This is a genomic window from Methylophaga sp. OBS4 (assembly GCF_026319305.1).
Lineage (GTDB): Bacteria > Pseudomonadota > Gammaproteobacteria > Nitrosococcales > Methylophagaceae > Methylophaga.
This window is the reverse complement of sequence record NZ_JAPDMV010000007.1, coordinates 1-26,651: the sequence shown is the minus strand read 5'-3', so window position 1 is coordinate 26,651 and position 26,651 is coordinate 1. Positions and strand designations below refer to the sequence as shown.

Genomic DNA, 26,651 nt, shown 5'->3' with positions numbered 1-26,651 from the left:
ATTGTCTCTCACAGAAAGCGTTTGATAATGGGAAGTTGTTTGAAAATGGACTTGTCGACCAGCCCGGGTAATAAACTGTTGATCCTGACAAACAGCTTTTCGGGCCAGCCCAAGTAGTAGCGGTTGGTCGATTGTTGAAGGAACTTGATGAAAGCCTGGGCGACGACTTCCGGACTATCCATAGCATTGCCCAGCGCTGCATTCATAGCTGAAACTTTATCGTCATTAAGTGGCGTCTGCGTGGCTCTGGGGGCAAAATAACGAACCGAAACAGGCGTATCCATAAGCTCACGATTCAACGCTTCGCTAAACCCGCGCAGACCAAATTTACTGGCACTGTAAACACTGTAGCCAGGTAAGCCGATGCTGCCTAAGGTAGAACCGAAGTTGACCACAACAGTTTGTTCTTTTTTCAGTAATAAAGGCAACATCAAACGGGTCAGCGCTATCTGACTGACCAAATTGATATAAATGATACGTTCTATATCTTCATCACTATGCTGTGACAATAAGGCAAACCGGTTGATACCGGCCATATTAACGACCATGTCTATCGCACCAAACAAGGACTCGCAATAATCATGCAGCGTTTTTCTTCCAAGCCCCGTACTGATATCAGCCGTCACAATGTGATGTTTATTACCCAGCGCTTGATTCAGCGCTGTCAATGACGGTTCATTCCTATCGGTAAGTACTAGTCTTGCGCCCTCAGCGGATAACGCTTTGGCAACCGCCTGACCTATCCCCCCTGCCGCACCGGTCAGAACAATCAGTTTGCTACTTAGGCTGCCCACGGCATCTTCTCCTGTGTCAGGCTGCGAAAAATATTGCCATACAGATAATAAAAGGTGTTGGCAGCATTGATGATAAGCGCCTGCTCTTCAGGATCGGTGATCTGGTCCATCAGGCCTTGAAAGAATTTGACATGCTCCTGATCCAAACAACCATGCGAGCGTAGATAACTAAACGCCATGTTAGGCAAGCCCAGCACCTGCTGAATACCATCCGCTGCTTTGTCAGCCGTGGTGACACTGGTGCCTTCCAGCACATGCACCATGCCAAAAAATCCCAGCGGGTTAACCCGATTTATCATGTCATAGGCATATGACACCATGAGTTCCGTATGAACATTGGGCCGGCCAGCACGCACCTGTTCCTTATCAGCGCCGCAGGCGGCAATATCATTGAGGATCCATTCCTGATGGCCGACTTCCTCCTCGATATATTCGGCAACTGCAGTGCGCAGCCATTCCTTTTGTTCCGGTATCCGGCTACCTGCCGCCATTAACAGCGGTATGGTATGTTTCACATGATGATAAGCCTCGGTCAGGAAGGCGATATATTGCTCCAGTGTAATCTCGCCTTTCAAGGCTCGATTGATAATCGGTGTCGTAAATAACTGAGTACGGGCTGATTCAGTAGCTGTTTGTAATTGCTCAAAAAATGGCATTTATCCATGCTCCTTATAAAAGTCGTCAATTTGATGTTGATATCGTTGATAAATCAGCTGTCGCACCGGTCGGCCATTAGCCGTGAGTGTGCCCTCATCTGGACTCAGCGGAGGTGAAAAGCGCCGCCAGTGAACAATCTGGGCATAGTCGGGTAATTGCTGATTGACGCTGTGTACCCAATTGTCGATAAACGCATCCGGCAGATCCGGGTTACGTGGCTGAATCAACGCACTGCAAAACGGCTGCGCATCACCCACGACCACACACTGCTGCAATATGAGGTTGCTGAGTAACTCGCTCTCGACCCATTCAGGATTGATATTGCGGCCAAAACTGGAAATCAGCAGGTTTTTCTTTCGTCCCAGAATATGCAGATAGCCTTCACTGCTCAGATAGCCGATATCACCGGTTAATATTTTCTGCTGATACCAGGTTTCCGGCTCATTGATATAACCAAGAAAGGCGTTGCCACTGACCACCACTTCATCGTCTTCAATAGTGACGCTGACATGTGACAATGGCTGTCCGACACTGCCCTGTGTATCCTGATGCGGTGTGTTCAGACTGACCACCGAACTGCACTCGGATAAACCATAGCCTTCATAGACCGGTAACCCTGCCTGTCTGGCACGCTGGACAAGACCGGGAGAGACACGGCTGCCGCCCACGGCGATAAACAGCAGCGATAACGGCGGTTGCCAGCCTTTATCAATGGCAGTTAGCAGCGCCACTAATAACGCCGGCAACAGGATCAGACTTTGCGGTTGGTAGTGATCGATGGCTTGCAGGAAAACAGTAATGTCGAAACCCCGTCCGCCATTAAACCCCACCTGTTCAGCGGGTAGCACCGTGACCTGACCGCCACTCATTAAAGGCGCGTAAACACCGGCAATATTTTCCAGCAATGTTGACAGCGGTAATACACATAAATGCTTGATGGCCGGCAAACCGGTACCTTGCAATAAGGCTTGTGCGACTGCCAGTTGATTGTTGATACTGAGACAGACGCCTTTAGGCTGACCCGTTGATCCGGAGGTATAGGTGATTTTCCCGGTTTCATCCGGCAGCCGTGCCATGCCATCAGTTTTGAGTGCTTGCAATTGCAGCCGTGCTGTCAATGGCCGGTTTTTTGAGTCTGTCGGTGCCAGTTGCTGCCCAAACATACTGTTGTTATCAATAATTAATGCCGTTGCCCCGCTGGTTTTCAGTGCGTGTTGCAACTGTTGTAATGAAAAAAAAGGCGGTAATGGCAATAAAGTGACTTCGGTCTGCATGCAGGCAAGATCAACAATAATCCAGTCAATCGAATTATCTGCATAAAGTGCGATTGTCTGCTGCTGATAAGACGCCAGCAATGCCGCGACCCGGTCAATTTCTGTCATACACCGCAACCAGCTGTATTGTTCTTCTGCGTCCTGCAGGGCCTTTGTATCAGGTCGTTGCCGGGCCATAAGGTGGATATGTTCCAGCAGTATGTTCATTGTTGGAGTTCAGCGACAAAATCAGCAATACGTGCTTGGTAATTCTCACGCAGAAAATCAATCACCCGATTTTGCTTTAGCTGGCCGAAGCTCTGCTGAATATTGCTGGCCAGAACAACGGGCCGATCATCATAATAAGTGCCCCAAAGAGTCCCTTTGTCCGGCAGGCGGCGGGGATCGGCTTCTTTGATCATCAAGGTGCTGATATTGAGGCTATCCAACCATCTCTGTACTGAGCGATTGGCGGTAAACACCACCCATTCATAACCGACTTGCTGCAGGATATCGGCAAGTAATACAAACAAGGTTTGTGTGGCACGTTGCCTGCCCGAAGCAAGATTGCCGATTTCCACTACATTTTCACGCTGAACCCGGGCGCGGGCCACAACGCCCAATTCGGTCTCGATATCACGGTCCAGATAGTGCTCAAGAAACAGGGACTTGCCATGCATCGCTGGCTGAAAACCCACTGCTGCACAGATCTTGAAATCAATATGGGCGGATAACAGGTAAGGCAGGAAATGGCTGATTTGGGCACCATAAGCCTTAAAAAAACAACGGGCGATAAAATGCTCTGCCGCAGCTCTTTCCGGCGCAAGCGGATGATCGAGCTGCAAGGGAAAATGAGGCAGAATCAGACGGGCAGCATTCGCGGCTGATTGATTGATGCCTGCATTAAGTTCATATTGCATTGCTTCCATACAGCACTCCTGTGAGTTGGGCGGTATGGAGCAAAGATTAAAGTTGTAAACTTAAAGCAAGCTTAAGCCTGTTAAATTTTCCAACTTTTCTGCGTTTTTTTACAGGCTTATTCCCAGTGCCTGGTTCACTTCTGCAATTTTCTGCTGGATTTCCACTTCCAGAGTACGTTTACGGCTTTGACTTTCATTGGCCAGGGTCTGGCTGCGCAGCAAGTCAATCAGATTGATTTCTCCTAAATCAAAAGCTCTTTTTTGCAGTTGATAATACTGCTGTGTGATTTTGTCCTGTTCGCTAATCAGCACCAGTTGCTTTTGTTTGCCGGCCAGTTGTTCCTGTTTGATCAAAAGACGGCTATTTAATTCACGCAAAGCTTGCTGCCGTATTATCTGAGCATCGGCCAGTTCTGCGGCAGCCTCTGCCACAGCAGGTTGACTGTAGCGCGTATCCCCAAGTGCAAAACTGACACCCACCCCGATGCTGTTATTAAAACTTTCATCAAAATCACCGCGTTCCCGGCGTAGACCCAGTGATAAATTCGGATTAACGGCTTTGTCATACTGAGCCAGCCCCATCTGGGCTTGCAGCCGTTGAATAACCAGATCCTGCAACAGCAACTGCGGATGAGATGAACTGATTTGCTGTTCATTATGCAAAGTTTCCCGGTGTTGTTCAGGAAGGACTTGTTCACCCGTGATGAAGATATAGGTTTTCATTGTTTGTTGCAGTCGAGAGTCCGCATCAACCATTTTGCTGTGTGCTTCAATCGTATTACTGTTGGCAAGCAGGCGTTCTGTAGCCGGCAAGTCGCCGGCCTTGACTCGGGTTATCACGTCTTGTTCCAGTTTTTGTGCGGTTTTCCAGGCAAGGGTAGCCTGCTGCAAATCCGCTTCGGCCAGTTTGATCTGCCAGATCAGTGCTCTGACTTCACCGGACGCCTGTAACTTAAGCTGCTGCTGATAAGCCGGCAGTTGCGCAGCGATTTTCTCTGACAGGCCTTGTTGCTGCTGCTTCTGACCCGGCAGCCATAGCGGCAGATCGACACTGCCCTCCCACTCCTGAAAGCCGTCACTGCTACCGACAGCATCATTGAAATGACTAAGGTTGGCCGTGGCCGGATCAGCAAACATAGCGCCAGCGACACTGTCATTGGCCTGCCGCTGCCCGCTATATTTGTTTTCACCTAACTTGCCGGGCAGCCGCTGATAAACGCGCTCAGCCAGCTCAGACAAGGTCAGTTCGGCGGAATATTCTGCCTGCATCTGTTCAGCTCCGGCCAGCCCCGGGAGCAACAATCCGGCCGCCAGTAAACAACTTGCTAAACACGTATTCAATGACATCTTTTTCCCTTCCAATTTATTTAGGAGCCTGTCGGACTTGAGACAGTCCCAAGTCCGACAGGCTCCTGGTTAAATCCACCCACCCCGGCGGATTTTGCCAGATTCACATTAAACAAAGCTTAACAGCGGATCAGCCTTCTTGTGCAAACCGCACACCACGGCCGTTAATGCGATCTGCTGCGCTTTCATGTACAGAGAGCATCGCCGGGATCACCAGCAGAACCAGTACTGTTGCAAACATTAAACCGAAAGAGATGGATACGGCCATCGGTATCAGAAACTGTGCCTGCCGCGATGTTTCGAACAATAACGGCGTCAAGCCGCCAATGGTGGTCAGTGATGTCAGCAGTACCGCGCGCAAGCGTTGCGTAGCCGCTTCGATAATTGCCTGAGTGGTGTCCATGCCGGCTTCACGTAAATGTTTGAAAAAGGTGACCAGAATGATCGAATCATTGACCACAATGCCCGATAAGCCGAATATGCCGAACAGTGACAGGATCGTCAGATCGATATTCATCAGCCAGTGACCGGTAATGGCACCAATCAAACCAAACGGAATGGCCGTCATCACCACCAGTGGCCAGCCATAAGAAGCAAATACCCAGGCCAGCACCAGATAAATCAGGATAAAGGCCAGTATCACCCCTTGTTTCATATCACTCATGGTTTCCGCCTGCTCTTCCGCCCGGCCTTCATAGGCGATTTTCACCCCGTAACGTGATGACAAATCAGGCAGGAACTGCTGTTGCAAATCAGCGAGAATTTCATTGTTATTATTCACCGCCGAATCGACTGTTGCCGTGATATGCACCGCCAGCTTACTGTCAGTGTGTCTGAGTACGTCAAATCCACGGCGGGCATCAAACTCAACTACGCTTGATAAAGGGGCACTGCCGCCATCCGGCAGTCTGACCATGAAATTTTCCAAGGTGCCCAAAGTGTTGCGTTCATTATCAGGCAGCATCACACGGACTTCCACTTCGTCATCGCCGTCCTGAAAAATTTGCACCAGTTGGCCGTCAAACGCACCCCGCAGTTGCCGGCCGACATTATTGACGGTCAATCCCAGCACTTCCCCCTGCCCTTTGATTCGGTAGATCAACTGTTCCTGCCCGAAGGGCATATCATCTTCAATCGCACTGACGCCGGCATATTTTTTAAGCTCATCCCCAACTTCCTGGGCCGCCTTTTTCAACGTTTCCGCTGATGCGCCGGTCAGGCGAATATCAATGTCACTGCCGGGTGGACCGCCGCGCCTTTCAGTTATGGTAAACGTTTCGATCCCCGCCGGTAGTGTGATGTTTTTGCGCCAGGCATTGATAAAATCTTTATTGCGGATATCCCGTTTGTCAGGCGATATCATCTCCAGTTGCAGCGAGCCAAAACGCTCATCGGTCTGCGCATCGCTGCCGTTGCGGCTGGCTGCAGCAGCACTGCCGAGTCTTGTTACAGCCACTACCACGAGGTCTGATCCCAAATCCTGCTGGGTCTGCTCCAGCGCCTGGTTGAGCTGAGCCAGAAACCGCTCAACCTGGGTAGCGGGCGTACCTGCAATAAATCGGGCATTAGCAATAATCGTGGTTCCCTCCGGCGAAGGAAAGAAATTGAATAATAAACGCCCGCTTGCCAGCAGACCGATACAGATAATCAGCATAGCTATCGCCGTGCTGATAGTGGTCCAGCGATGATTCACCGCAAGCGTCACCAGGGGTTTGAAAATATCATCTCTCAGATAGCTGAATCTATCATCCAGCCACTGTCTCAACCGGCCGGGCTCAGCATGATGCATTGTATGAAAAGAGTGCCGTAAGTGACCGGGAAGTATCAGAAAACTTTCTATAAGCGAAGCGATAATGACGCAGATAACCACAAACGGAATATCAAACAAGATATTGCCGATAATCCCGCTGATCAGCATCAGCGGCAGAAACGAAGCGATCGTGGTTAACGATGACGAGATCACGGGAGCCAGCATTCTTCTGGCACCGCCCTCGGCAGCGGTCAGAGATCGTTCCCCGATCTGATAATGAGACAAAGCATCTTCACCGACCACAATCGCGTCATCGACGATAATCCCCAGCGACATAATCAAGCCAAACAGGCTGATCATGTTAATGCTGCCGCCTAACAGGTAAAGCACAAATAAGGCCGCCATAAACGAGACCGGAATCCCCACCGCGACCCAGAAAGCCACGCGGCCGTGCAGGAACAGAAAGAGTACCCCCAGAACCAGCACCAGACCGCCCAAACCATTACTGAGCAGCAGATTTATACGTTCTTTGATGAGTTGCCAGTCGGCATCATAAACCTGTACCTGCACGCCTTTGGGTAAATGGGCGCTGTTTTCCTGCAACCACTGCTCCAGAACTTTGGCTGACTGTAGCGAGTCCGAATGTTCTGTCCGTTGCAGCTCAATTTCGACGGCAGGCTGGTCCTGATAGAAGATCCTGACCTGGTTGCGCATAGGACGACGTTCAATATCGGCCACATCATCCAGTGTCAGCAATCCTCCCTGGTAATTACTCTTTAACGGCAACGTGGCAAAGGCCTGTGCATCCCGGCGCTGGCCCAGACTTCGCAGTTGACGGGCCGTTTCATCATTACCGATTTCACCGGCAGGCAAATCGCGGCTTTGCTCACTGATACGCTGACCGACATTTTCAAGGCTGAGGCCCAAGGCTTCCAGTTTGTGGGTGGTCAGTTGTATCGCCATTTCTTCTTCGGGCAGACCACTGATATTGACCCTGGAAATCCCCCGATCCAGCAAATCGTGTTCGATTTGATGCACCAGATCACGCAATTCGTTCAGGTGGCCATCTGTCGTGATCAGCATGCGTGCCACACTCTCATAACGCGTGACCAGTGATACTTCAGGCGTTTCCGAATCACTGGGCAGGTTGCGTAATCTGGCGACATGATCTTTTACCTGATCCAGCGCCTTGCCCATATCGGTGCCATCCTCAAACTCCAGTGTCACCAATGAAGCACCGTAGGAAGAGGTTGAGGTCATTTTGTCGACAAAGTCGATGGTGCGCAGTTCTTGTTCGATGCGACTCGATAAAGAGTCTTCGACATCCTCAGCACTGGCGCCGCGCCATTCCACCCTGACTGTCACTATATCCAAAGCGAAATTGGGAAAGAACTGTGTATTGAGCCGACTCAAAGCCAGGATGCCGGCAATGATCATGATGAACATCAGCAAATTGGATGCGACCCGGTGCTGGGCAAACAGGCCGATAAAATCCGAACGGTGCGCTTCAGTCACTGAAAACCTCGACACGTAATCCTGTCATCGCATTAGGCAGTTGTGTTGCCGCTATTTTATCGCCCTGTTTCAACTCAGGGCTGCGTATCAGCAGCTTTTTATTGCCTTCCGCATCCCGTTTTTCACCGACCCGTTCGATCTGCAGTGATTGGAGATAACCGTCTTCTTCAATGCGATAAATTCTGTCGCGTCCGTAGAGTGCACTGAATGGCAGCGCAACCACTTGTTGTTGCTCAGCCAGTCTCAGCTTTAACTCGACAAAGGTACCGAGCGGCAGCGCCAGACCGTCATTAATCAGGGTAAACAGCCCATCCAGGCCGCCACTGTCCTGCCTTACCGCACCGGATAAGCGGGCCAGTCTGAACTGCAGCGGTTGACCATCGACCTGAGCCTCCGCCAACAGCGGTTCATCTTGCTGCATCATTTGCCTGACCTGACCAATGTAACGTCCGGGCAGTTGTGCCCTGACTTCCAGGTTGTTGAGATCGTAAATGCTGACCAGATCGTCACCGGCGCGCACCCGGTCTCCCATGGCCACATTGAGTTGAGCAATACGACCATCAAATGGCGCCCGTATTTCTGTTCGCGCCAGATTAACGGCCGCCTGTTCCAGCAAAGCCCCGGCACGCTTTTTAGATGCCTGCAACTGCGCCAGTCTGGCGGGATGTTCGTTGATATCATGCTGGAGTTGTTTCAGTGTCAGCAGCTGCTGCTCATGGGCAGCCAGGGCTTCATCCAACGTTGCTTGCGAAGCCAGACGGGTTTGTTCCAGCCTCCTGGCCCGGCTGACGGATTTATCCGCCAATTCGACCAGTTGCTGCTGATGAATTAATAAATTCTGATCACGTTGATAACGTTTTTGTTCACTGTCTATCAGCGCACTGATTTCATCGACATCAGCCTGACGTTGTTGCTGCAGAAGCAATACATCAGTGTCATCCAGTTTCACTAACAACTGCCCTGCCGCTACTACATCGCCTTCAAGCACATTAACAGCAACCACATCGGCTTCCAGTGCGGCTTTGAGCTGGGCATCGCGCGGGGTTTCCACTCTGCCGTAGATGGTTATTTCCGGTGCCAGCGTGCGCAATTCAGCCATCACGGCTTCAACCAGCCATTTCTTTTCCACTTGTTCGCTGACAGTCGTGTCCGGTCTGGTTTGCTTGAGCACGATAAAAACGATAACCGCCACAACAATAATGACGATGGGTAAGGCAATCTTTTTATTCAAAATGCGCTCCAAGCAATAAGAATCCCGACTGAACCCTGCGTCCCTTTTTCCGCCATGGCGAAAAAATCGCCACAGCGCACAGGACTCAACTCAAAAAAGACCGTATCGCATCATGATGGTTCGGTCACAATTGCAACTCTCAGCGCATCCAGTGTCAAGCGGGCTGATTGCAGGACCTGATGCAGTTGCTGTTGTTTCTCTATCAAATGATCAATTTCCTGCTGACGGATATTGGGGTTTTTTTCAGCCAGGGCCGATAAACGCTGTATTTCTTCGTGCATTTGTTCAGTCATGTTCTGGACAGCATTTTGTATCCATGCCGCTTGCTGTGATGTTGACGCTGCCTGTGCGACATCAAGCAATCGGCTGATTTGCGGACGCGCGTGCCGCACCAGTTCCTGTGCTGTGGCTCTGGGGATGCGGCCTGCCAGTTTGTTGAACTGTGCTTCGCTAAAATCAGCTTGATACTGATTGCCGGTTTCATCCACCACCAGGCGCAGATAACTCTGGGGTAAAAACCGGGTCGGTTGCAGGTGGCGCTCAGATACACAGTGCATGGTGAAGATAACTTCAAGCAGCAAAGTCCCGGCTTTAAACTGATAGGTTTCCAGTGTACAAAAAGCACTGTTACCCAGTTCACTGCTGGTGACCAAATCCATGGCGCCGAACACCATCGGGTGTTCCCAGCTCAAAAACGCCATATCTTCCCGGCTCAGCGCCTTGTGACGCTGGTACGTTGCGGTCAGACCATCTTCCGGCAAGGCGGGAAACTGCTCATAAAGCATATGTGTACCCGGTTCGATAATAATACTGTCTACACTGTGCGCTTGCTGTTCAACACCAAAGGCATCGAACACATCATCCATATAATCAGCCAGCTCCAATGCCCGGGTATTGTCCTCCAGCTCTGCAATAATCTGATACGCGGCGTCTTCATCATACGAATTACGCTCCAACAAGCGGTTACGACCGGATTGCATGTTTTCCAGCGCGGTTTGACTCACCTGCTGAGTCCTATCGATTAACTGCTTGAGCAAGATTTCGTTTGCCGGTTGCTGCAGGCTGGTTTGTAGCAAGTCGGCGGTTTCTTCTGCCACAATCCGGCCTGCTGCAAACACGCTTTCAAACGCATTCATGCCACTGTGGTACCAGTTGAGCAACACCTGCTGGGCGCTGCCGTGATAATAAGGCACATGAATATGCACATCATGATGCTGACCGATACGATCCAGGCGGCCGATCCGTTGTTCCAGCAAATCAGGATTAAGCGGCAAATCAAACAGAAGCAGATGATGGCAGAACTGGAAATTACGCCCTTCACTGCCGATTTCCGAACACACCAGCAGCTGGGCCCCTTCCTCGTCATCGGCAAAATAAGCCGCTGCGCGATCACGGTTGACCAGCGTCATACCCTCGTGAAACACGGCGCTGCGCACACCATGATTAATTTTTAAAAAGGTCTCCAGCTGCTGTGCGGTATCCGCCAGGGCACAAATCAACAACACTTTTTCCTTGCGCTGCTGTTTCAGCCAGTCGATAAGCCAGCTTATCCGGCTATCCTGCTGCAGCCAGTTATCACCCAGTCCGGTTTCAGGCTGTAACAGTTGGGCGATGTCACTGGATACCAGTGATTCGGGTAAATCAAGCGCATAGGTGTGCAGCAAGCGCTGCGGGAAACCTTTGACGACATCACGGGTATTTCGGAACAAAATGCGGCCGGTACCGTGTCTGTCCAGTAACTGTCTGATTGCTTGTGCCCGCATCGCCTCAAACTCGGTCTCAACCGATAACGCTGTCAGCAGTTCCTGATCCAGATATTCTGCCAGACGCGATTGCACCGATTTCTGTGTGACTTGCGCATACGCATCAGCATCACTGAGCAGATCGATAAGTTCGCTGACAGGCTGATAAGCCGCTTCTTGCTGTTTGAACGTCTCCAGATCAAAGTAGCGATCCGGATCCAACAAGCGCAGACGGGCAAAATGGCTGTCGACGCCCAGTTGCTCGGGTGTTGCTGTTAACAGCAACAATCCCGGAATGCGTTGGGCCAACTGTTCTATAAACACATATTCGTCACTGACCGCCTGCGGATGCCACTGCAAATGATGGGCTTCATCCACTACCAGCAGATCCCAATCAGCCTTAATTACATCAGCCTGCATGGCTTTGTTGCCGGTCAGCTCAGTCAGGCCGCATAAAACCAGCTGGGCACTGTCAAAAGGATTAGCCTCATCCTGTTCGTTTAATGCCTGATAACGGTCGTCATCAATCAGCGTGAAACTCAAATTGAAACGGCGCAGCATTTCCACCAGCCACTGATGCAGCAGGTTATCCGGCACGATAATCAACACGCGGCGGGCGCGCCCGCTTAGCAGTTGCTGATGCAGAATCAGTCCGGCTTCAATAGTTTTGCCCAGGCCGACTTCATCAGCCAGTAATACCCGTGGTGCAAAACGTTGCGATACCTGATGCGCAATATAAAGCTGATGCGGTAATAACTGCACCCGCGGCCCCAGCAGACCGAATACGCTGGAACTGTGCAGTTTATGCTGGTGAGCCAGCGTTTTTACTCTGAGTTCGAACTCGTTGTTTTTATCTATCTGCCCGGCAAAAAGACGATCCTGGGGTTGGTTAAAATGGACCTGGCTGTCCACATCCATCTCATGAATGCTGATACTGTCGTTTTCGCTGGTTTCACCCTGATAAACCAGACAGCCATTGACTGTTTGTACGGCATCAATGGTGAAAGATCGCTGATCGTTGGTCTGGATCTGCTCACCTATAGAATAAACAACCCGGCTCAATGGCGCGTTATCCGCAGCGTAAAAGCGTGTTTCAGCGGCGGCCGGAAAAAACACCTCAATCCTGCGGCCTTCTACTTTCTTGATAATACCCAAACCCAGTTCGGCTTCGCTGTTACTGATCCAGCGCTGCCCGATAATAAATTCATTGTCTGACAAAATTGATTTCCCGGCGGAACTACCCGAATTGATAATGTTTACGAAGATCCTGCTTGATATGCCAGTGACAGGATAAACCCGCGGCAAACGTCACCAAATCTCCCGCCTGAAGCTGCACGGATTCTGTACCATCATCAGCGGTGACAACCACTTCCCCCTCCAGAATGTAGGCGGTTTCTTTTTCATCATAAAACCAGGGGAATTCAGAAGCTTGTTTTTCCCAGATTGGCCAGGCATAGACACCCAGCTCGGTCAATCGCTCCTGGGTGGGGTCATGTTCTACGGTAATAGCGGTCATGATTGATTTCCTGCGGCTGATAAACACTCGTTACGGGACGATATGTTAAATTGTTGTATTGTTTTTTCCTATAGCTGGCAGGTATGGCGTCTGAATATTTCACTGTAGCATCATCAACGCAGATTGATTACGAAATAAAAAAATCCAGGTTTATTGGTGTGATTATGCCTTGCAGCAGTGAAGACGAAGCACTGAGAAAACTGGGCCAACTCGCCCGTCAGCACCCCCATGCCAACCATCTGGCTTTTGCGTGGCGTATCCGACAGCCGGAAGGTTTTATTACCGAACGTTTTCATGATGCCGGCGAACCGTCCGGTACGGCTGGCCGCCCTATTCTGGCCCCTATGGAAGGTGAATCATTGATTAATACGGTTGTCGGTGTGGTGCGCTATTTCGGTGGTATCAAACTTGGCACCGGCGGCCTGACCCGTGCTTATGCCGCCGCAGCCAAGCAAGCTATCGCTGAAGCCAGGCTCATTCCTTGGGTCGCAATGAGTCAGCTGACTTTGGAAATCGATTATAGCCAGTTGCAGCTGCTCGAATATCAACTCAAGCAACATAACGGACAAATCATCGACCAGCAGTTTACTGACAAAATCACGGTCACCATCAGCCTGCCCGCTTCAGAAAAAGATCGGATCAAGCAGCAATTTTCCGGGTTCAGCGACTGAATATCACCAGGCGCCCGCTTATTTGCGGTTTACGGAAACCATATCGCCGGGCGATATAGCTCATCGTGTTGCGATGATAGATAAAGACATGCGTGGGATCGTTTTTGTAGTTCCAGCGATGAAAATCAATGCCTTCGTGATACAGTTCAGTCATGCAAAAAAGCATTCCTGTCGGCAGTAATATTTTGTCCAGTTGCGCAAAACTTATGTCAGGCCGGTGAAAATGTTCAATGACTTCACAACTGCAAATATAGTCATAAAGCTGTCGCAGACATTCAGGCTGATTGAAAAACAGCGGGTCATAAGGCCGGATATTATAGCCGCGCTGTGTTAATACCGCGGTAATAACGGGCGCATGGCCGGCACCGAAATCCAGCCCCCGCTGCTGCGGCGTAAAATCCACCTGAATCCTGTCGGTGATCGGCGCAACAAATGCCTGAAAACGAGGGTCGTCCACATCATTATGATGTTCCAGATAACGGGATTTTTCCTGCGCATTGTCCGGCCACAAGCTGCGGTCCATAAACACGGCCTGGCAAAAGTCACACTGATGATAAAGCCGGGTTTTGAATTGATAAAACAAAGACGCTGCGTGATAACACAGCGGACACGTGCTTTTCATTACACAGGCAGAAAACTGGTAGCCAGACCAATCAAACCACCCAATACCCCGCCCCAGACAACCAACCAGCCCAAATGCTCACGGATCATGGTCTGTATCATCTCTTTGACCATTTGAGGTGTCAGTTCATCCAGACGCGATTGCACGATATGCTCAATCTGCTGATGTATATCATTGGTGACCGGTATGCTGCTCAGTTTTTCTCTGACGCTGCTTTGAAATGACTCGCTGTGCGCCATCTCGTTCAGCGCCGTTTTCATCTTCTCAACAAAGGGTTGTTTGAGTGGGGTCAGAGCAGATTGCCCGCCAAACATGGACAGCATACTGCCAAAAGACGACTCCATAATGGTGTCAACCAGACCGTCATAGGCCGGTTCCAAATCAGTATGTTCAATGACATCAGTAAAATCCAGCCGATGGTCGGCGTCTTCTGTCACCATTTCAGCCAGGAAGCGATCAAGATTGTCTTTGCTGAAAAACTGCTCCATCACCAAGGCTTCAATACCTGTTTTGAATTGTTCAAAGCGGGCGCTGATGACCCCGGAACCATACAGTCCCGGCACTTTTTCAAACAACATATGAACCGCCAGCCAGTTGGTGACACCACCGGCTAAAGCAAACAACCCGGTATTGAGTACAAACGGTTTAAATGGTCCTGCCACTACCAGACCGGTTGTTACCAGTCCGGCAGCAATCAGATTGGTAATAAGACTTTTATTCATCTGTCCACTTAGTTAAAGCATTAATGATCTGCTGCGCCTGGTCGCGGCTGGAAATATTGAATTTGGAGCGTTGGCTGTATTCGCCATTACGTTTCTGATAACGGCGAATCGTATATTTATCCGGGCCAAAGTCACCGGTTTTACGATCCAGATCCTGGTAACGAAACATCACTGTCGCCCACGCCCCTTTCGTCAGCACAATTTTGTCCAGTTCCTTGACGGTCATCACATCACCTTCGTGATATTCAACGGTTAATTCATCTACTGTTTCAGCCATATAAATTTAAATCCTTCAGTTTGAGTTTTGATTAAAGAAATGGGTTAACACCTGATGTAGCATAAAAGCATCCTGACTACCTGCCAGCTCACGAATAGAGTGCATGGCGAAAGTAGGAACGCCAATATCCAGCGTGCGCACACCGATATTACCGGCGGTAATAGGGCCTATAGTGCTGCCGCAGGCCATATCGGTACGCACCACAAAGTCCTGCACCGGCACATCCGCCTGTTCGCACAACTGCCGGAAGATAGCGCTGGTCTCACTGCTGGTTGCATAACGTTGATTGGCATTGGTCTTGATAACCGGCCCTTTGTTCAATAAAGGCCCATGCTCTGCATCATGCCTGTCAGCATAATTGGGATGAATCGCATGCGCATTATCTGCAGAAATCATCATCGAATGTTCAATCATACGCTGATAGCTTTCTGCCGACGGCTGCAGTCGTTGCAATACCGACTGCAAAAACGTGCCCTGGGCACCGCTGGTTGACTGGCTGCCGACTTCTTCATGATCGCTGCAAACCAGCAAAGTCGGCTTTGAGTCATTAGCTGACAACAGCGATTGCAGCCCGACATAACAACTGAGCAGATTATCCAGCCGGGCCGCACTGATAAAGTCACCGGACAGTCCGATCACAGCCGCTTTTTGCGTATCGTAAAAACAGATTTCGTAGTCCAGCACCTTGCCCACATCCAGCTGTGAATGTTGTTTTTGCAATTGCTGTTCCAGCATAGCGCGAAAATCAAGACTGTCACCGTCATCAACTTGCGTCAGCACCGGTGGTAAATGTAATTGCGGATTGATACTGCGATTCTGATTCACCTCTCTGTCGAGGTGAATCGCCAGACTGGGAATGATCGCCACAGCAGTTTCAAAATCCACCAGTGCCTGTTCAATCCGGCCGGCCTTGTTTTGATAACTGACCCGGCCGGCCATCGACAAATCCCGATCGAACCAGGGGTTGAGCAAGGCACCGCCATATACTTCCACCCCCAGTTGCAACAGGCTGTGGCGGACTTTTTCCGGTTTGGGTTTTACTTTCAGGCAGGGGCTGTCAGTGTGCGCTCCCACCATATTAAAACCGGTCTCGGCCAAATCATCGCCATTCAAGGTAAAAGCGATAAGGGAGGAATCATTGCGCGTAACAAAGTAGCGTCCGGCGGCTAATTGTCCCCAGCTGTCGCCTTCCGCCAAGCGCTGAAAACCCTGCTGCTGCAGCAAAGAAACCATCGATGCCACGGCATGATAAGGCGTGGGGGAAGCATCCAAAAAAGCGCACAGGCCCTGATTGAATTCAGTCGTAGAGATTGCCATAAGCAGGTGTTAACCACGGATTATTGAAAAGTGTCGCTTATGATACCGGTTTTGCGGTGTGCATTGCGATCGGCAAACGCTCAGTCTTCCAGCTTATATCCCCGATACATGCGCTTAGGGGCAGTTGCTGTCATTTCCGGCCCATCAACTGATTGGGTATAATTGCCAGCGCACCGAGTACATCATAATCATCCTCTACAAAAGACCGGCCAGCGAGCGGCATTTTGATCTTGGCTTTAAAGGAGAAGCGTTCGATTTTTATTTGCGGCAGTTGTGCCACGACCTGTTCACCCCGCAATGGCCCGTAGGACAATGCTGTGATTCGGCCATTATCGATAATCAGATGGCATGCGCGGTTTTCGGTGGTGGTGATAAAAAAAGTGCCGGTTTCTGCAGCTTGACACAGCGAGTAGATATGGTTGAGGACTTCCGTATTCTCTATCATATTAAGTAACTTGCAACTTGATGAAGATGAAAGGTTAACGGCAGATTACAACAAATCTTCATCCGTTTTCGATTTTTTTCTCACTCTTTTTGATAATCCGCCATGCAGGCGGCAGCGATCTGCCAGCGCGCCGAGACTCCACGCTTCCGGCGGTCTGATGGCGACGGAACGCTTACAACGTTTACCACCGGTTAATCTGGCACCACATTCCGGCCGGTAACGTTTGACCTTTTCCCAACTTTCCAGGGTCTGCGACGCTTTACGAATCGTTTTTACTTCACGCGGAGACAGCTGTCCCTGATCAACCGGATGGGTTTCCTGGTCGCTATTACGCCACCAGTAACGAACAACAGGTACTGGCAAGCCAAAACGACGGGCAAGATCATCCGGCTTGCGATAAATTTCCAGCTCCAGCAAAAGCAATGCCGCCTGCTCCAGACGGGCGGTAAATTCGCGGCTTTCCTCAGGTGTCATCTGTCATATCAGGCTCATGCGATAACACGATGACTTCTTCTGCCAGATCACTGACGTCGGTTTCAGCTTTGGCGATATGTCTGACAGAAATGCCGGCTTTGTGAACGCTGTCCGGATCACCGGTTATCAGCGGGTGCCACTCTGGCAGCGGTTCCCCTTCGGCCAGCAACCGATAAGCACAAGTGGCGGGCAGCCAATCGAAATAATGCGCATTTTCAATGCTGAGCTGAATACAATCAGGCATCAGACTCTGGCGGTTGTTATAATCTTTGCAGCGACAGGCCTGGATATCCAGCAATGAACAGGCGGCGCGAGTGTAATACATACGGCCATCTTCCTCATCTTCCAGCTTGTGCAGGCAGCAGCGGGCACAGCCGTCACACAGACTTTCCCACTCGGCGTGAGTCATCTGGCTCAGTCGTTTATGTTTCCAGAATTCAACAGATGTTTTATCCTGCTTAATCATGATAGCTTCATATGCCTTATCCAGCTTGTTAGCCCCGCTTGTCAGTCAGTTCAAGCCCCGCTCTATTCTGACTGCGGGTGAGACTGCGGCTGCTTGTCTGCAAACCGATAAAGATACCAGATTGCAGCATTTAACGACACCTTACAGTCAGCAGCAACTCGTTGAATTAACACCGACAGATTTGGCATTAATCAGCCATCTCACTGAATCCATGGACAAACAGTCGGGACAGCAATGGTTGGGGATGATCAAGAATCTTTATGCGCCCCATATTATTCTGATTACCAATCCCGAACTGGCCGAATTACAAGGCTGGACATTCACTGACTATCTGGCCATGGGGTTCAAACATATCGCGGGTAGCGAAGATGGTTTACAAGTATTCAGTTATGCCATTGAAAATTATCAACCCGAACGTGATTGGCTCAACAGCCGTTTTTGGGCGAATCCGGAACTGTACGACAAATATCGCTGGTGACGATTCATATCACGGTCATAAAAAAGACTTATCATAAATAAAATATGCGCTGAATATGGATAAAATAAGCGCTGAACTTGCACTGAAAGGAAATATGGAACAAACAATTGATCTGAACAATCCGGAGCTCTATATCAATCGCGAATTGAGCCTGCTCGAATTCAACTGGCGGGTATTGCAGCAAGCACTTGATAGCAATGTACCCTTGCTGGAGCGACTCAATTACCTGTGTATTTCCAGTACCAATCTGGATGAGTTTTTTGAAGTCAGGGTGGCCGGCCTAATTCAGCAAATTGAAATTGGCGATCCGTACCTTGAAGCGGATCAAATCACAGCGCAAGAATGCCTTCGCCTGATCAGTCAACGGGCCCATGAATTGGTGGAAGAACAGTACAGAGTATTAAACGAAGTGCTGCTGCCTTTGCTTGAACAAGAGTCAATCCAGATTCTGCCTCGCTCACAATGGACTGATGAGCATAGTAAGTGGCTAAAAAACTACTTCCAGGAAGAAATTCTACCGATTCTCAGCCCGATGGGACTGGATTCAGCTCATCCTTTTCCTCGCCTGCTCAACAAGAGTTTGAACTTCATTGTTTCACTGGTGGGCAAAGACGCATTCGGCCGGGATCGCGGTTACGCCATTTTGCAGGCCCCCCGTGCCCTGCCCCGTGTCATCCAGTTCCCCGACGAACTGTGCGGCGAAGGTGTATACAAATTCGTGTTCCTGTCATCAATTATTCACGCCTTTGCCGAAGATTTGTTTTTCGGTATGAAAGTCAAAGGCTGTTATCAGTTCCGCGTCACCCGTAACAGTGATTTGGCAATTGATACCGAAGAAACCAGTGATCTGCTTGCCACCATTGCCGACGAACTGACCCACCGTAACTATGGTGATGAAGTCCGGCTGGAAATCGCTCACAACTGTCCCGAGGATATGGTCGAGTTTCTGCGTAATGAATGTGCGATGGCACAGGATAATGTTTATCTGGTCAACGGACCGGTTAACCTGAGCCGGATTCAGGCCGTATGTTCACTGGTGGAAAGGCCCGATCTCAAGTTCAAACCGTTCACACAGGGGCGTCCGAACGGCCTGACGCCGAATGTTGATATTTTTGCGGCACTGCGTAAGCAGGATATGTTGCTGCATCACCCCTATCAGTCTTTCACTCCGGTTATTGACCTGATTCGTCAAGCGGCTGTTGACAGCAATGTGTTGGCCATCAAGCAGACGCTCTACCGTACCGGTGCCAAATCTCCGATTGTTGATGCGTTGGTGTCTGCCGCGCAGGCAGGTAAAGAAGTCACTGTAGTTATAGAGTTGCGGGCACGATTTGATGAAGAGGCTAATGTGGCGCTGGCCGCCAGGTTACAGGAAGCCGGCGCTCATGTCGTGTATGGCATTGTCGGTTATAAAACCCACGCCAAAATGCTGCTGATTCTACGTCGCGAAAACAGCAAACTGCGTCGTTACGTGCATTTGGGCACCGGTAACTATCATCGCAGTACCTCACGCATCTACACCGATTACGGTTTGCTGACCTCCAACAAACAAATCGGCGAAGATGTGAATAATCTGTTTATTCAGTTGACCAGCTTGGGCAAAATCCCGCAAATGCATAAATTACTGCATGCCCCGTTCACCTTGCATGAAGGCTTGCTGAAAAAAATCGAGCGTGAAACCGAACACGCCACAGCTGGAAAAGCGGCCCGGATCATTATCAAGGTCAATGCCGTAGTCGAGCAGGAAATGATCCAGGCTTTGTACCGAGCTTCGATGGCCGGGGTAAAAGTAGATCTGATCGTCCGTGGTATCTGCTGCTTAAAACCGGGAGTTAAAGGCTTGTCTGAAAATATTCAGGTACGCAGTATCATTGGCCGCTTCCTGGAACATACCCGCGTGTTCTATTTTGAAAACGACGGTTCACCTGAAGTCTGGGCAGGCAGTGCTGATTTGATGAAGCGTAATCTGTTGCGCCGGGTGGAAACCAGTTTCCCTGTTGAATCCAAACGCTTACGCGATCGTATTATAGAAGATCTTGAAATATATCTTGCCGACAATACCCAGGCATGGCTGCTTAATGCAGATGGACGTTACCAGCGGGTCGAAAAACCGGATTCGGAACAATACCTTTCAGCACAGAGCACACTGTTGGAAAAAATGGCTAAAACCTATTAGTGCTCTTTCATGGAAACAATAGCGTTCTTTAATCTGAAAGGTGGTGTGGGTAAAACCACCTCAGCCGTCAATATCGCCTGGCATGCTGCTCATGAGGGTATTCCTACTTTGCTATGGGACCTGGATCCTCAAGGCGCAGCCAGTTGGCTGCTCAATAGCAAAGCAAAACCGAAAACGCGGCCCAAGCATATCCTGTCCGGCAAAACCCCGATTGGCGATTTGGTTAAAGGCACGGACTATGACCATCTGGATATTATTCCGTCCGATTTCTCCCTGCGTAACCTGGATCAGCAACTGGCGCTACAAAGTGAACAGGGAAAACGTAACTTGATAGCCAGGCTGATCGAGCCTTTTGGTGAAAACTACGCTTTGATTATTCTGGATTGTCCGCCCAGTTTTTCGCTGCTGACCGAGCAGATCTTTGCCACCGCTGATTCGCTGTATTTACCGTTGATACCGACACATCTATCATTGCGTACTTTTGAGCAGACCCGGGATTTTTTCAAACAACACAAATTGAAGCCCAAACGCCTGCATGCCTTTTTTACCATGGTAGATCGACGCCGCACTCTGCACCGTGTGATGCTGGCCCACCCACCTAAAATGCTTAAAAACGGCCTGCCCACACCGATTCCTTATGCTGCGGTAGTCGAAAAAATGGGCGATCATCGTGCTCCGCTGCCCGCTTTTGATAAATATTCACAGGTCAGCAAGGCATATGGTCAATTATGGCAAGATATTAAAAACACCTTGAGCGAGTTCTAGGGCCTGCCGGGTTTGGACTGACTTTGGCTATCGGGGGGTAAGGAACTGTTTCAGATGCCGGAAAGCCATTCGTAGGTCGGATTTATCTCGACAATATGCTGTATTGGAATAAATTCCAACCTACTTTGGATAGCGACAACAGCAGTAAAGAGCACTATGCGCAAAGCGCCTGCGTAGACATACCCTTGTGGATTTTCACGCAGCCATTGCTTGTATGTCTGAGTGGGAACGGAAAATATCGGAAAATATTCACGGCCCAGCTCGGGCGCGTTCCTCTCCCAATCCTTCATGCTTTTGAACGACATGGTTGCTTGTTGTACGCTTTGGCTAGCCAGCATAATCATATCTCCTTATACCAATGAGGCTTAAATGTAACGCACTGCTGTTACAGAATATTGACTAACAAGCAAAAATTTAAGGGGAGTTTTTCCTGATTTAACATGAGCCCCCCTTACCCAGAAACTATTTCTTAATCTGCCAGCAATAATGTATTTTGCTGTTGCGCTCAAAATCCTTTGGAATGGTATTGTGACTGATATCGGTAATCTGCAGCCCCTGCAGTTCATCAGTTGCAAGTTTGAAATCACGCCTGTTTGTTGAAAAGATCAACTGGCCATCGTCAGTCAACAGGTTACTGGTCATTTTTATTAAGGACACATGATCACGCTGAATATCGAACACCCCTTCCATGCGGCTTGAGTTTGAAAACGTGGGCGGATCCAGAAAAATCAAGCCATAACGTTTTGTTTCCTGCTGTGCGGCCTGTAACCATTCCAGACAGTTGGCACGGATAAATTGATGCGACTGACCATTCAAACCGTTCAATTGCATATTGTCCTGGGCCCAGCTCAGATAAGTATTCGACATATCAACGCTGGTGGTAGACGCCGCCTGCCCTGCCGCCGCATAAACCGTGGCAGAACCGGTATATGAGAATAAGTTGAGAAAATGTTTACCTGCTGCCTGCTGCATCACCAGCAAACGGGTATCACGATGATCCAGAAATAAGCCGGTATCGAGATAGTCCTTCAGATTCACCCAGAATTTCAATCCGTTTTCTGAAACTTCAAAACGCTGGTTTTGTGCAGCCTGTGCTTCGTATTGCTGTGTGCCCCGCTGCTTTTGGCGTAACTTCAGCGCAACATGGCTAATCGGCACTTCCAGCACATTCGGAATCAGCTGCATGGCTTCGTTCAGTCTCTCGACTGCTTTTTGCGGGTCGATATGCTTGGGTGGCGCATACTCCTGAACATGCACCTGGTCTCCGTATAAATCTATAGCCAGCGCATAATCCGGCAAATCGGCATCATAAACACGATAACAACCCAGTTTGTTTTTACGTGCCCATTTAGCCAGATGCTTGAGGTTTTTCTTTAACCGATTGGCAAACATCTGTCCCTGCTCGGAGATATTCATTTCGCCAGATGCTGCTGTCATCAAGTCCTCAGTCTGAGCAACGGGATGAGGCTTGGTTTCAGAGGAACGAACCGGTCTGGGAGCCCGATAAAACAGGGCTTCACAAGGAATCGGTCCGTTATCAAACGGCAGCGCGTCAAATAAAGTCAATCCGGTGAATTTACCCAACTGAGCGTTGTCGGTTATCAACGCAGTACGCCAGCCCGGTAATGACTCGTTGATAATATTACCCAGGCTTTCATACAGGTAATGCAACTGGTCTGTTCGCCCCATGCGCTCACCATAAGGCGGGTTGGTCACCATTAGGCCGGTAGCTGGCAAGGCCCGGCTGTAAGCAGGCCAGTCCAGCAATTGGCGTTCAAACACCTGAATCCGCCCCGCCAGGCCCGCCTCAGCGATATTGTCAAGCGCGGCGGAAACGGCGGCTGGATCCGCATCTCCACCAGTAATGACCGGCAGTCTGGCCAGACCGGCATGACGGCGTCTTTCTGCATCGGCTTTGAGCGTTTGCCAGGCAGCCTTGTCATGTTGTTTCCACAAACTAAAGCCATAATAATCGCGCATGAAACCCGGCGCGATATCCGCGGCCATCATTGCCGCTTCAATCAAAAACGTGCCGGAACCACACATCGGATCAAGTAATCCCCAGCCCTGTCTGGCCAGTCGCGGCCATTCGGCGCTGAGCAAAATGGCGGCGGCCAGATTTTCCTTCAGTGGTGCCGGCGTATTACTAACACGGTAACCCCGCTTGTGAAGGCTTTCACCGGATAAATCAATGCTGACCGTCGCTTGGTTGTGCTTGAGATAAACATTGATTCTCAGATCCGGCTGATACAAATCAACCGAGGGCCGGTATCCGAATTTTTCACGAAAGCGATCAACAATACCGTCTTTTACTCGCTGTGCACCGTATTGAGTGTGGTGGATCTTGGAGCGAAAACTGTTGAAATCTACGGCCAGCGTGCTGTCTTCGGCGTCAATATGTTCTTCCCACGGCAGGGCCAGAATACCTTCATACAGTTGCTCCGGTGTTTCGGCGGCAAAATGGGCAATAGGCATCAGCACCCTGATCGCCACCCGCGACCATAAACACACTTTGTAGGCCTCTTCCAGCGTACCGGTAAAACGGATATTGCCCTGTTCTTGCTTGGTGTTACGAATGCCGAGTTGTTTGAGTTCATCTGCCAGCAGCGACAGCATGCCTCGTGCCGCAGTAACGGTGAACTTGTGTTGTTTAGCCATGTTGGGTTCCTGATATAATCGTTACATTTTAATACAGGTAATCAAAATCATGGCAGTGACTGACAAACAAAAGCGTTATCTCAAAGGCTTGGCCCATTCGCTGAAACCAGTCGTCATGGTTGGCAATAGTGGCCTCACCGACTCCGTGATGGCTGAAATCAATAACGCGCTGGACCACCACGAACTGATAAAAGTCAGGGTCAGCGGTCAGGAACGCGCAGATCGTAAACAGATGCTGGAGCAGATTGCCGAGCAAACCGGTGCCGATCTGGTTCTGGTGATCGGCCATATCGGTGGTTTTTACCGTCCGGCTAAAGACCCTTCCATCCAGTTACCAAGGTAAATCCATGATCCGGAAACCTGCGATTACAGAACAACCTATCGAAAAGTTGCTCGCTGAACGCTGGAGTGGCCGTGCTTTTGATGCAACGCAGCCGGTCAGTGAGGATCAAATCACAGCTTTGACTGAAGCGGCACGTTGGGCGCCATCCTGTTTTGGAGATCAACCCTGGCGTTATCTTATCTGCAATAAGTTTACTGATGAGCAGGCCTGGCAGAAAGCGTTCGCTGCGCTGGTTCCGGGCAACCAGGAATGGGCTCAGAGCGCACCGATTCTGATTCTGGCCGCATCTGTCCAGACTTTCAGTCAAAATAATAAACCCAATCGCTGGGGTGGTTATGACACCGGGGCAGCCAGCATCAGTCTTTGCCTGCAAGCAACAGCTATGGGGTTAATGAGTCATCAAATGGGCGGTTTTGATGTCGACATAATGCGCAGGAATTTTAATATTCCTGAAGATATTTCGCTGTGGGCGATGATGGCTATCGGTTACCCGGCACCATTGGACAGCCTGACTGAAGAACAACTGGAGCGGGAACTAAAAGTGCGGGAGCGTCGTCCATTATCGCAACAGTTTTTCCACGGGAAATGGCCCAGCCGGGATAATTCAGGAGAGTAAAATGAAAAAAGCCCTTTTTGTAGCCGGATTGATCAGTGCGGGTTCAGCCGCCGCCTTCGAACAAATTTATCTGGACCGGTTATTGGAAACCCGCCAGTGTAATTTTTGTAACCTGAGCGAAGCCAAACTCAGTGGACAAGACTTCAGCGGCGCAGATATGAGTGAGGCCAATCTGAAAGGTATTGATCTGAGCAAAGCGAAACTGACCGGTGTCTGGTTTACGCACTCAAAAATGCATGGCGCCAACCTTGAAGGGGCTGATATTTCCAATACCTTGCTGGATTATACAGAGTTAAACGATGCCAATCTTAAAGGCGCCAACCTTAATGGCGCGCAACTTATTTTTACCGACATGTCAGGTGCCGACTTGACCGGTGCCACTACAGAAGGTGCGCATATGCGCGGCATTATTTACTGCAACACCATCATGCCTGATGGAAAAATCAATAACAGCGGCTGCTGATTTCAGCCGCAACAAATTTCTGCTAACAGCCTTCCGGGGCTGTTTTTCCATTTCCAAATCATTACGGATGGTGCACCTTGTCTTTTGCAAGATTTATTTTCTCCGTTTCACTTGCCTGCCCGCTGATGTTACATGCTGCGGAAGCGACTATTGAACTGATTAACGGCGATATGCTGACGGCTGAGCTGATCGAACAGACAACTGACAATGTTACGCTGAACCACCCGGCCCTGGGTGAAATCACCATTGATAAAGCTAACATCAGACTGGTGACCTTAGCGGCAGCAGAAAAAGCAGAACAGACTGAAACCACAGCTGAAGCAGAGGTTATTACTGTTAAAACTGAGGACAATGGCCTGTTGGGAACCGGTTTGCTGACCGGCTGGGAACGGCGCATTGATCTGGGTATCGCCGGTAGTGCCGGCAAATCCAGAAGCCATCAGGTTAATGTCGGTTTTACTGCTGATTTTGACAGTGAATATACTCGTATATCGAGTCGAACAGCCTATTTTAGAAATAAGTCTGAAGGTGAGTTGTCAGACCATAGCCTTGACTCGGCGATCAATCGTGACTGGCTGAGACCGGGCACACCCTGGTTTCATTTCGCCGGCGGCCGCTACGATCTGGATGAATTTAAAGACTGGAATTATCGTGTTAATGCTAATGCGGGTGTGGGTTATGAATTTGCCAATACTGATAGCTGGTTGCTGCTGGGCCGGACCGGTCTGGGTTTCAGTCAGACATTTGGCGGCGAGCGGGAAGAATTTATCCCCGAAGGTCTGCTCGGTGTCGAAACAAAATGGCAGATGAACGATTATCAGAAAATCAACTTTGCCAATACGCTTTATCCGAGTCTGAAAGATACTTCCGAGTTTCGTAACCTGACTTCGTTTGACTGGATTCTGGATCTGAACTCATATATCGGCGTCGCCCTTAAAGTCGGCCTGCTCAACGAGTATGACTCCGCCACAGAAGAAGGCATCAGCAAAAATGACTTTAAATATACTGTTTCACTGGCGTGGACGCTGTAAAATAGCGGTTTTTGCCTGATTCTCATTCGTGAAAAACCTGTCGCCAGAACTTGATCACCTGATTCAATCCACCATGCTCACCGATAGGCATCGTTTCTATCGGCGCCTGCATAAATTGAAACAGCAGGATCACCATGAAAGTCAGTTGCAAACGCTGGCTGAACAGGTACAGGCCTCCGCAGACAGAGCACAGCAACGGCAGCAAAACATTCCCAAACCGACTTTTGATGCCGATCTGCCGGTTATTGAACGTCGTCATGATATTGCTGAGGCCATCCGCGACAATCAGGTCATTATTCTCTGTGGTGAAACCGGTTCCGGTAAAACCACGCAGCTACCCAAAATCTGTCTGGAATTGGGCCGAGGGGTAACCGGACTGATTGGTCATACCCAGCCCAGACG

General features: G+C 49.9%; 27 protein-coding genes. 9 read left to right on the top strand and 18 right to left on the bottom strand.

What is annotated here, in order from left to right:
* Positions 1-8 precede the first annotated feature (8 nt).
* The 9 genes from OMP95_RS03175 to OMP95_RS03135 form a co-directional block, all read right to left on the bottom strand.
* Entirely contained in the window at positions 9-794 is a 786-nt protein-coding gene (locus OMP95_RS03175) for an SDR family oxidoreductase (protein ID WP_266325868.1), read from the bottom strand.
* Positions 782-1,450: a TenA family transcriptional regulator gene (locus OMP95_RS03170; protein WP_266325866.1), complete on the bottom strand. Its 669-nt coding sequence runs from the start codon at positions 1,448-1,450 to the stop codon at positions 782-784. The genes OMP95_RS03175 and OMP95_RS03170 overlap by 13 nt, the downstream gene beginning before the upstream one ends.
* On the bottom strand, positions 1,451-2,932 hold the full coding sequence (locus tag OMP95_RS03165; RefSeq protein ID WP_266325864.1) for an AMP-binding protein: 1,482 nt from the start codon (positions 2,930-2,932) through the stop codon (positions 1,451-1,453).
* The gene (locus tag OMP95_RS03160; protein WP_266325862.1) at positions 2,929-3,633 is read right to left on the bottom strand and encodes a thermostable hemolysin; all 705 of its coding nucleotides are present in this window, start codon (positions 3,631-3,633) and stop codon (positions 2,929-2,931) included. Before OMP95_RS03160 ends, OMP95_RS03165 begins: the two co-directional genes overlap by 4 nt.
* A gap of 99 nt (positions 3,634-3,732) precedes the next feature.
* Positions 3,733-4,971, bottom strand: coding sequence for a TolC family protein (locus OMP95_RS03155; protein ID WP_266325860.1), 1,239 nt, complete (start codon positions 4,969-4,971; stop codon positions 3,733-3,735).
* A 130-nt stretch (positions 4,972-5,101) separates the two neighbouring features.
* Positions 5,102-8,236: an efflux RND transporter permease subunit gene (locus OMP95_RS03150; protein ID WP_266325858.1), complete on the bottom strand. Its 3,135-nt coding sequence runs from the start codon at positions 8,234-8,236 to the stop codon at positions 5,102-5,104.
* Complete coding sequence (locus tag OMP95_RS03145) at positions 8,229-9,467, bottom strand: efflux RND transporter periplasmic adaptor subunit (protein WP_266325856.1); 1,239 nt, start codon at positions 9,465-9,467, stop codon at positions 8,229-8,231. The genes OMP95_RS03150 and OMP95_RS03145 overlap by 8 nt, the downstream gene beginning before the upstream one ends.
* 110 nt (positions 9,468-9,577) lie before the next feature.
* Positions 9,578-12,427, bottom strand: coding sequence for an RNA polymerase-associated protein RapA (rapA, locus tag OMP95_RS03140; RefSeq protein WP_266325854.1), 2,850 nt, complete (start codon positions 12,425-12,427; stop codon positions 9,578-9,580).
* A 19-nt stretch (positions 12,428-12,446) separates the two neighbouring features.
* Entirely contained in the window at positions 12,447-12,725 is a 279-nt protein-coding gene (locus OMP95_RS03135) for a cupin domain-containing protein (protein ID WP_266325852.1), read from the bottom strand.
* Between the two features lie 83 nt (positions 12,726-12,808).
* Here OMP95_RS03135 and OMP95_RS03130 point away from each other — a divergent pair, with 83 nt between their 5' ends.
* On the top strand, positions 12,809-13,396 hold the full coding sequence (locus OMP95_RS03130) for a YigZ family protein (protein WP_266325850.1): 588 nt from the start codon (positions 12,809-12,811) through the stop codon (positions 13,394-13,396).
* Here OMP95_RS03130 and OMP95_RS03125 read toward each other — a convergent pair.
* The 7 genes from OMP95_RS03125 to OMP95_RS03095 all read right to left on the bottom strand — a co-directional run bounded on the left by OMP95_RS03125 (position 13,386) and on the right by OMP95_RS03095 (position 17,719).
* On the bottom strand, positions 13,386-13,919 hold the full coding sequence (locus tag OMP95_RS03125; protein WP_266325848.1) for a methyltransferase domain-containing protein: 534 nt from the start codon (positions 13,917-13,919) through the stop codon (positions 13,386-13,388). The two genes, OMP95_RS03130 and OMP95_RS03125, sit on opposite strands and share 11 nt — an antisense overlap.
* A gap of 98 nt (positions 13,920-14,017) precedes the next feature.
* Complete coding sequence (locus OMP95_RS03120; RefSeq protein WP_266325846.1) at positions 14,018-14,740, bottom strand: DUF445 family protein; 723 nt, start codon at positions 14,738-14,740, stop codon at positions 14,018-14,020.
* Positions 14,733-15,017: a hypothetical protein gene (locus OMP95_RS03115; RefSeq protein WP_266325844.1), complete on the bottom strand. Its 285-nt coding sequence runs from the start codon at positions 15,015-15,017 to the stop codon at positions 14,733-14,735. Before OMP95_RS03115 ends, OMP95_RS03120 begins: the two co-directional genes overlap by 8 nt.
* 15 nt (positions 15,018-15,032) lie before the next feature.
* A complete protein-coding gene (locus OMP95_RS03110; protein ID WP_266325842.1) occupies positions 15,033-16,334 on the bottom strand; it encodes a M18 family aminopeptidase in 1,302 nt (433 codons plus the stop codon).
* A gap of 130 nt (positions 16,335-16,464) precedes the next feature.
* Positions 16,465-16,779, bottom strand: a complete 315-nt coding sequence (locus tag OMP95_RS03105; RefSeq protein ID WP_266325840.1) for a hypothetical protein — start codon at positions 16,777-16,779, stop codon at positions 16,465-16,467.
* A 45-nt stretch (positions 16,780-16,824) separates the two neighbouring features.
* Positions 16,825-17,253 (bottom strand): hypothetical protein, encoded by a 429-nt coding sequence (locus OMP95_RS03100; protein ID WP_266325838.1) that lies wholly within the window; start codon positions 17,251-17,253, stop codon positions 16,825-16,827.
* Positions 17,243-17,719, bottom strand: a complete 477-nt coding sequence (locus OMP95_RS03095) for a YcgN family cysteine cluster protein (protein ID WP_266325836.1) — start codon at positions 17,717-17,719, stop codon at positions 17,243-17,245. The genes OMP95_RS03100 and OMP95_RS03095 overlap by 11 nt, the downstream gene beginning before the upstream one ends.
* Between OMP95_RS03095 and OMP95_RS03090 the strand changes: the two genes are divergently transcribed.
* The 3 genes from OMP95_RS03090 (at position 17,718) to OMP95_RS03080 (ending at position 21,138) form a co-directional block, all read left to right on the top strand.
* Positions 17,718-18,197, top strand: coding sequence for a DUF6231 family protein (locus OMP95_RS03090; protein WP_266325834.1), 480 nt, complete (start codon positions 17,718-17,720; stop codon positions 18,195-18,197). The two genes, OMP95_RS03095 and OMP95_RS03090, sit on opposite strands and share 2 nt — an antisense overlap.
* A gap of 94 nt (positions 18,198-18,291) precedes the next feature.
* Positions 18,292-20,373 carry a polyphosphate kinase 1 gene (gene ppk1 / locus OMP95_RS03085; protein ID WP_266325973.1) on the top strand — a complete coding sequence of 694 codons (2,082 nt, stop codon included), beginning with the start codon at positions 18,292-18,294 and terminating at the stop codon, positions 20,371-20,373.
* 9 nt (positions 20,374-20,382) lie between these two features.
* The gene (locus OMP95_RS03080) at positions 20,383-21,138 is read left to right on the top strand and encodes a ParA family protein (RefSeq protein ID WP_266325832.1); all 756 of its coding nucleotides are present in this window, start codon (positions 20,383-20,385) and stop codon (positions 21,136-21,138) included.
* Between the two features lie 50 nt (positions 21,139-21,188).
* Here the strand turns inward: OMP95_RS03080 and OMP95_RS03075 are convergent, their stop codons facing one another.
* Both OMP95_RS03075 and rlmKL read right to left on the bottom strand, forming a co-directional pair.
* Complete coding sequence (locus OMP95_RS03075) at positions 21,189-21,476, bottom strand: hypothetical protein (RefSeq protein WP_266325830.1); 288 nt, start codon at positions 21,474-21,476, stop codon at positions 21,189-21,191.
* 124 nt (positions 21,477-21,600) lie between these two features.
* Positions 21,601-23,796 carry a bifunctional 23S rRNA (guanine(2069)-N(7))-methyltransferase RlmK/23S rRNA (guanine(2445)-N(2))-methyltransferase RlmL gene (gene rlmKL / locus OMP95_RS03070; RefSeq protein ID WP_266325828.1) on the bottom strand — a complete coding sequence of 732 codons (2,196 nt, stop codon included), beginning with the start codon at positions 23,794-23,796 and terminating at the stop codon, positions 21,601-21,603.
* A 49-nt stretch (positions 23,797-23,845) separates the two neighbouring features.
* On the opposite strand from rlmKL, the gene yhbY reads away from it, so the two are divergent.
* The 5 genes from yhbY to OMP95_RS03045 all read left to right on the top strand — a co-directional run.
* Entirely contained in the window at positions 23,846-24,139 is a 294-nt protein-coding gene (yhbY, locus tag OMP95_RS03065) for a ribosome assembly RNA-binding protein YhbY (protein ID WP_266325825.1), read from the top strand.
* Positions 24,140-24,143: 4 nt separating this feature from the next.
* Positions 24,144-24,755, top strand: a complete 612-nt coding sequence (locus tag OMP95_RS03060) for a nitroreductase family protein (RefSeq protein ID WP_266325823.1) — start codon at positions 24,144-24,146, stop codon at positions 24,753-24,755.
* A 1-nt stretch (position 24,756) separates the two neighbouring features.
* Entirely contained in the window at positions 24,757-25,218 is a 462-nt protein-coding gene (locus tag OMP95_RS03055; RefSeq protein ID WP_266325821.1) for a pentapeptide repeat-containing protein, read from the top strand.
* A gap of 77 nt (positions 25,219-25,295) precedes the next feature.
* On the top strand, positions 25,296-26,249 hold the full coding sequence (locus tag OMP95_RS03050; protein WP_266325819.1) for a DUF481 domain-containing protein: 954 nt from the start codon (positions 25,296-25,298) through the stop codon (positions 26,247-26,249).
* Between the two features lie 28 nt (positions 26,250-26,277).
* A partial coding sequence (locus tag OMP95_RS03045) for a hypothetical protein (protein WP_266325817.1) occupies positions 26,278-26,651 on the top strand: 374 nt, incomplete at its 3' end.

Coding starts and splice junctions, on each gene's coding strand:
- OMP95_RS03100 (WP_266325838.1), bottom strand. CDS start 17,253: ATGACACCTGAGGAAAGCCGCGAATTTACCGCCCGTCTGGAGCAGGCG.
- rlmKL (WP_266325828.1), bottom strand. CDS start 23,796: ATGGCTAAACAACACAAGTTCACCGTTACTGCGGCACGAGGCATGCTG.
- OMP95_RS03155 (WP_266325860.1), bottom strand. CDS start 4,971: ATGTCATTGAATACGTGTTTAGCAAGTTGTTTACTGGCGGCCGGATTG.
- OMP95_RS03090 (WP_266325834.1), top strand. CDS start 17,718: ATGATAGCTTCATATGCCTTATCCAGCTTGTTAGCCCCGCTTGTCAGT.
- OMP95_RS03080 (WP_266325832.1), top strand. CDS start 20,383: ATGGAAACAATAGCGTTCTTTAATCTGAAAGGTGGTGTGGGTAAAACC.
- OMP95_RS03075 (WP_266325830.1), bottom strand. CDS start 21,476: ATGCTGGCTAGCCAAAGCGTACAACAAGCAACCATGTCGTTCAAAAGC.
- yhbY (WP_266325825.1), top strand. CDS start 23,846: ATGGCAGTGACTGACAAACAAAAGCGTTATCTCAAAGGCTTGGCCCAT.
- OMP95_RS03115 (WP_266325844.1), bottom strand. CDS start 15,017: ATGGCTGAAACAGTAGATGAATTAACCGTTGAATATCACGAAGGTGAT.
- OMP95_RS03095 (WP_266325836.1), bottom strand. CDS start 17,719: ATGATTAAGCAGGATAAAACATCTGTTGAATTCTGGAAACATAAACGA.
- OMP95_RS03060 (WP_266325823.1), top strand. CDS start 24,144: ATGATCCGGAAACCTGCGATTACAGAACAACCTATCGAAAAGTTGCTC.
- ppk1 (WP_266325973.1), top strand. CDS start 18,292: ATGGAACAAACAATTGATCTGAACAATCCGGAGCTCTATATCAATCGC.
- OMP95_RS03105 (WP_266325840.1), bottom strand. CDS start 16,779: ATGATAGAGAATACGGAAGTCCTCAACCATATCTACTCGCTGTGTCAA.
- OMP95_RS03110 (WP_266325842.1), bottom strand. CDS start 16,334: ATGGCAATCTCTACGACTGAATTCAATCAGGGCCTGTGCGCTTTTTTG.
- OMP95_RS03120 (WP_266325846.1), bottom strand. CDS start 14,740: ATGAATAAAAGTCTTATTACCAATCTGATTGCTGCCGGACTGGTAACA.
- OMP95_RS03125 (WP_266325848.1), bottom strand. CDS start 13,919: ATGGACCGCAGCTTGTGGCCGGACAATGCGCAGGAAAAATCCCGTTAT.
- OMP95_RS03160 (WP_266325862.1), bottom strand. CDS start 3,633: ATGGAAGCAATGCAATATGAACTTAATGCAGGCATCAATCAATCAGCC.
- OMP95_RS03165 (WP_266325864.1), bottom strand. CDS start 2,932: ATGAACATACTGCTGGAACATATCCACCTTATGGCCCGGCAACGACCT.
- OMP95_RS03130 (WP_266325850.1), top strand. CDS start 12,809: ATGGCGTCTGAATATTTCACTGTAGCATCATCAACGCAGATTGATTAC.
- OMP95_RS03170 (WP_266325866.1), bottom strand. CDS start 1,450: ATGCCATTTTTTGAGCAATTACAAACAGCTACTGAATCAGCCCGTACT.
- OMP95_RS03055 (WP_266325821.1), top strand. CDS start 24,757: ATGAAAAAAGCCCTTTTTGTAGCCGGATTGATCAGTGCGGGTTCAGCC.
- OMP95_RS03135 (WP_266325852.1), bottom strand. CDS start 12,725: ATGACCGCTATTACCGTAGAACATGACCCCACCCAGGAGCGATTGACC.